At 39.2% G+C, this 4,263-nt stretch carries 4 protein-coding genes; 3 read left to right on the forward strand and 1 reads right to left on the reverse strand.

Features of this window, described 5'->3' with window-relative positions; genetic code table 11:
• Window positions 1-83: 83 nt before the first annotated feature.
• Together HWQ37_RS30695 and HWQ37_RS30700 are read left to right on the forward strand one after the other, a co-directional pair.
• The gene (locus HWQ37_RS30695) at window positions 84-1,190 is read left to right on the forward strand and encodes a saccharopine dehydrogenase family protein (protein ID WP_292754330.1); all 1,107 of its coding nucleotides are present in this window, start codon (window positions 84-86) and stop codon (window positions 1,188-1,190) included.
• Between the two features lie 333 nt (window positions 1,191-1,523).
• Window positions 1,524-1,913 (forward strand): hypothetical protein, encoded by a 390-nt coding sequence (locus HWQ37_RS30700; protein WP_292754333.1) that lies wholly within the window; start codon window positions 1,524-1,526, stop codon window positions 1,911-1,913.
• Window positions 1,914-2,042: 129 nt separating this feature from the next.
• Here HWQ37_RS30700 and HWQ37_RS30705 read toward each other — a convergent pair whose 3' ends face one another.
• The gene (locus HWQ37_RS30705; RefSeq protein ID WP_292754336.1) at window positions 2,043-3,341 is read right to left on the reverse strand and encodes a cation:proton antiporter; all 1,299 of its coding nucleotides are present in this window, start codon (window positions 3,339-3,341) and stop codon (window positions 2,043-2,045) included.
• A gap of 568 nt (window positions 3,342-3,909) precedes the next feature.
• Here HWQ37_RS30705 and HWQ37_RS30710 point away from each other — a divergent pair.
• Window positions 3,910-4,179: a hypothetical protein gene (locus HWQ37_RS30710; protein WP_292720957.1), complete on the forward strand. Its 270-nt coding sequence runs from the start codon at window positions 3,910-3,912 to the stop codon at window positions 4,177-4,179.
• Window positions 4,180-4,263: the final 84 nt, after the last annotated feature.

A 4,263-nucleotide genomic window follows, 5' to 3' on the forward strand; every position in this document is an offset into this window, starting at 1 on the left:
AAATACTATAAATCATACTTATAACCGATGGCAAACAGGACGCAAAACTGATGAAATAAGGTTAGTATTGCGAATCTGGAGTAATGACAGACAGCGTTTTAATTCTTGGAGGAAGAGGGCGGATTGGTAGCAGTGTTGCCGAGGATCTAGCTACCCATACGCAAGCAAAAATTACGATTACTGGACGTTCTGCGGAGTTTGGCAAGGCTGTTAGCTTGTCTTCGGGGGGACAGGTGCAGTTTTTAATATTAGACTTGGCAGAAGTTGACAAGTTGCGAGATGCGATCGCAAACTCTAACTTAGTCATACATTGCGCTGGGCCATTTCACTATCGAGATACTAATGTTCTCGAAACCTGTATTGCGGAAGGCGTTAATTATCTAGATGTCAGCGATCATCGTTCTTATACCAGCAAGGCTCTTAATTATTATGAAAAAGCTGCTACTGCTGGCGTAACAGCAATTATTAATACTGGCATTTTTCCTGGCATTTCTAACAGCATGGTACGCCAGGGAGTTGAACAATTCGATCGACCAGAAAAGATCCATTTAAGTTATTTAGTTTCTGGTTCTGGTGGTGCTGGCATTACAGTGATGCGGACAACTTTTCTGGGATTACAATATCCTTTTGATGCTTGGATAGATGGAAAATGGGAGATAGTCAAGCCTTACAGTGAAAGGGAAGTAATTGAATTCCCATCTCCTTATGAACGTAGCGGAGTTTACTGGTTTGATATGCCAGAAACCTTTACACTACCACATGCATTCCCATCAGTAAAAACTGTAATTACCAAGTTTGGCTCTGTTCCAGATTTTTATAATCATCTAACTTGGATTGCAGCACACGTTTTTCCTAAATGGTTAATGCAGCGTCGTTACATGATTGAATTCCTCTCTCATGTCAGCCATTTGATGACAGATGTTACGAATAATTTTAGTGGAATTGGAGTAGCAGTTCGTTCAGAAGTTACAGGGCAAAAAAATGGTAAACCAGCCGTTTATTGTTCAACTGTAGTGCATGAAAATACAGCCGTTGCTTCTGGTTGCGGTACAGGTAGTATTGCCCAATTATTGCTAGAAGGTAAACTTAATAAACCAGGGGTTTTTCCTGTCGAAGAAGCATTACCAACAAATTTATTTGAAGAGGTAATGCAAAGCCGAGGAATTAAAATTAATCATAGTTGGTCATAAGTGTTTATCCAATTACTCACCGGGCGACTGGAAGTCGCGGCTATACAAACAAAACCCACCTGCGTGGGTTAAAAACCCTTAATTTTCTTTTAGTCCACGGAGGTGGACTTCATTTGTGTAGTAGCGAATTCTATTCGCCTAATACTTTTCAAACATCCTCTAAGAAGTTGGGGTTCTGATTTTTGTGAATAAGATTACTATAGCTAAAAATTAATATACCTTGAGGTAGAAGAAAGAACACTACCTAACCACTTACGATGCCTGTGAGCCTAAAACATTTAATCTATCTTATGCGTAAAAAGGCTCATAACCAAAGATGAGGAGATTTTTTCCATGCAAAAAATTCTATTAAGTTTAAAAAAAGCATTACGTTCAAGCTTTTTAGTTGTCGGCTTGATGGTTTTCATTGGCTTGTCATGTTCTTTTGTTTTTGTTCAACAAACTAGTTATGCAACTACTCTAGAAGAATTAAAACTAGTGCCTCCAGAGTATAAACCCAATTCTGAAGAAAAAATTAATCGTGCTAACGAATACGATCCAGGTGTTGGCACTCAAGAAGAAGAACGACAAAAAGCTTATGAGCAAGCAATAAAAGATTCAAAAAATCTTAATACTCTAGAGAAGACTTACGAGAAAAATTTGAAGGCTGAACAAAAACAAAATACTCCCGGAAGTTTTGGCGAAAAAGCAAAAGAAGTTATTGAAAAAGTAACAGGTAAATAGAGAATACAAACCTAACCTGAATCCCTTAAAGAAAGGGGAATTAAGACTCCAACAACCTCTCCGGTTTGAAGTCAGTTTCAGAAAATTAAATTGTAGCGACTGTCTTAAAAGTCGCTGCAAAAATTGCTTTTAATCAAATTCATCTATTGTGGTGGGAAGAGTAGTCTTTCTCTTATTAGCAAAATTGCGCTCATACCACTTCATTAATGGAGTTGAACTAATTCCATGTACAATTACCGAAACTACAATAGTAGTGTAAGTTATCCAAGCAATTTGTTCGGCTGCTTCACCTTTTAAGCCATGACGAAATGCATAGGCTAGATAATATAAAGAACCAACACCACGAATCCCAAACCATCCAAATAACAACCGAGTTATTGGGTGCAAGTTTCGGCGGTGTGAATCTAGAGGACGTTTACCTATTGTGCTAATCCAAACTCCTACAGGTCTGATGATTAAAAATAATAAAATTATCACTAACAAAGATTGTATAGCATAATTGAGTATTGGCAACCATAATAATATTGAACCCAATAATAAAATTGTCCCAACTTCCAGCAGCTTTTCAATTTGCTCAACAAATTCCAATTTTGCTAGCGGTTTTTCAGAATTTCTGTAACTGCGTTGGACAACTAAGCCAGCAACAAATACTGCTAGAAATCCATAGCCATGAACCATTTCTGTTAATGAATAAGTTATGAGAATTGTGCTGATAGCAATAAAGTCTTCCATTAACTCATCGGCTGGCCGGTGTTTTTGAATTTTTTCTTCAATCCAAACTATAGATTTGGCAACAATAATTCCCATAATAATGCCAACTGCGATCGCCCAGATTAAATCAACTGTAATCCACTGTTGAAACCAGTTCCCCCAGTTGTCATCTTCTAAGGCATGAATGCCAAAATAAACGAAGGGAAAAGCTAAAGCATCATTTAACCCACCTTCAGAAGTTAAACCAAATCTCAACTCATCTTGGTCATTTGTACTGGTTAATTGTACTTCTGATGCTAATACCGGATCGGTAGGTGCGAGAATTGCTCCTAATAAAATTGCTTCTCCCCAATTCATCCCTAAAAATAATTTACCCACAGCAGCCAGAGCAAAAATTGAAATTGGCATGAGAAATACAATCAATCGCACCGTAATATCCCAAACCCCCAACTTGAGAGGACGGACAATTCTTAAACCGCAGCCAAATACAGAAATAATTACTACAAGTTCTGTGATTTTCTCCAGTAGTTCGGTGTTAAAAACTTCATCCCGACGTAATTGAATCAGCCCTAAGCCATAAGGGCCTAGAAAAATACCAACCAATAGGTAGATAATGGCAAAAGAAAGAGGTAAGCGAGTAATCCAACCTGACCCTAAGGTTACGATCAGCAAAAGTAAACCAATCACAAATAGGTCAATAATATAGATATCTACCATATAGGGATTTACATAAATATAAGGTGTTGTCTTGTAAGCTTAGTTGCAATACCTTTGTATTAGAATTTACCTATGGACAGATTTTATAGTATTAGGAATTGGGTAATGCTAGACCTCTTGCAAAAGTCCCTAACACCCCAATACGGAATGGCACTAAGTTAAGATACAATTCTTGCCCGAACTGCTTCCCAGCCTGGAGGCTGGGAAACAATTCCCAGAGGCTCCGCCTCCTCTTTCTTGACAAGAGGCAGAGCCTCTCGGAATTCGTTCCCAGCCTCCAGGCTGGGAACGAGGCTAGATAAGTCTTTGGGCTTTTCTTAGTGCCATTCCCCCAATATGGTTGGGTTAAGGTTTTTTGATGAAAATATCTAGTCGCGTCTCTTGCCTTAACCGAACAGTATTGGAACCGCTATAGGTGTAGAGGTCTTAAACCCTTGATATTACGATAAAGTCTTAACTTGGCAGATTAGTACAAATATACTATAATAGATATAGCGTCCACAAAGCCTAGCCAAATGCTAATGGCTTCGTGAAAACCTTCTGGAAGATGGATTCAAGGGTTAGTTCGATGATGAAACATTACATTCTCAACCTCAATCCGACTGCCAAGCATGAGTGGGATAGGTGTATTTTACGCGATCCACTAACTGCCAAACGCCCAGACATTGCTAAACTCATTGCGGAAGCGGTTGGTGCTGATACAGGTAGTTATTTGGTGAGCGTGAATATCGAAGTTCAAGTTTTGCAGCAAGCCGCAGTACCTCAAGCCGAACAACTCTCGCTTTCATTTCCAGAGGTGAGTGTGCCGTCACAACCACAACTGCGAGAAGTAGCTTAATGCGCGCTTAGAATATCTGCGTTACCATTTTAGTCTAGCAAAATTAGTGTAGCTTGCCGCCGTAGGCATCGCTCAACGAAGAGG

Origin of the sequence: Nostoc sp. NMS4 (assembly GCF_017115095.1) — a bacterium.
In the GTDB taxonomy this organism is placed as follows: domain Bacteria; phylum Cyanobacteriota; class Cyanobacteriia; order Cyanobacteriales; family Nostocaceae; genus Nostoc.

Excerpts from the sequence above, each read along its gene's own strand:
- HWQ37_RS30695 (WP_292754330.1), top strand. The coding sequence starts at position 84 with ATGACAGACAGCGTTTTAATTCTTGGAGGAAGAGGGCGGATTGGTAGC.
- HWQ37_RS30700 (WP_292754333.1), top strand. The coding sequence starts at position 1,524 with ATGCAAAAAATTCTATTAAGTTTAAAAAAAGCATTACGTTCAAGCTTT.
- HWQ37_RS30705 (WP_292754336.1), bottom strand. The coding sequence starts at position 3,341 with ATGGTAGATATCTATATTATTGACCTATTTGTGATTGGTTTACTTTTG.
- HWQ37_RS30710 (WP_292720957.1), top strand. The coding sequence starts at position 3,910 with ATGATGAAACATTACATTCTCAACCTCAATCCGACTGCCAAGCATGAG.